Origin of the sequence: Liquorilactobacillus cacaonum DSM 21116, assembly GCF_001436735.1 — a bacterium.
GTDB classification, from domain to species: domain Bacteria; phylum Bacillota; class Bacilli; order Lactobacillales; family Lactobacillaceae; genus Liquorilactobacillus; species Liquorilactobacillus cacaonum.
Genome location: NZ_AYZE01000011.1, coordinates 1 through 265 on the forward strand (window position 1 = coordinate 1; position 265 = coordinate 265).

Genomic DNA, 265 nt, shown 5'->3' on the forward strand with positions numbered 1-265 from the left:
TAACAGTAGTTCTAGTTCTAATAACTCTTCTTCAACTAGTTCTAGTTCAACTAGCAACACTTCTTCTAGCTATACTGTTAAATCCGGCGATTCTTTGTGGGCGATTGCTAATAAGTACGGTATCTCTGTTGCAAACTTGAAGAGCTGGAATAGTCTTTCGTCTGATACTATTTACGTTGGACAATCTCTTAAGGTCTCTGATTCTTCTAGTTCTAATAACAGTAGTTCTAGTTCTAATAACTCTTCTTCAACTAGTTCTAGTTCA

1 protein-coding gene is annotated in these 265 nt (G+C 35.8%); it reads left to right on the top strand.

The window, feature by feature from the left end:
- The coding region (locus FC80_RS09370) for a LysM peptidoglycan-binding domain-containing protein (protein WP_157055587.1) at positions 1-265 on the top strand (265 nt) is incomplete at both ends.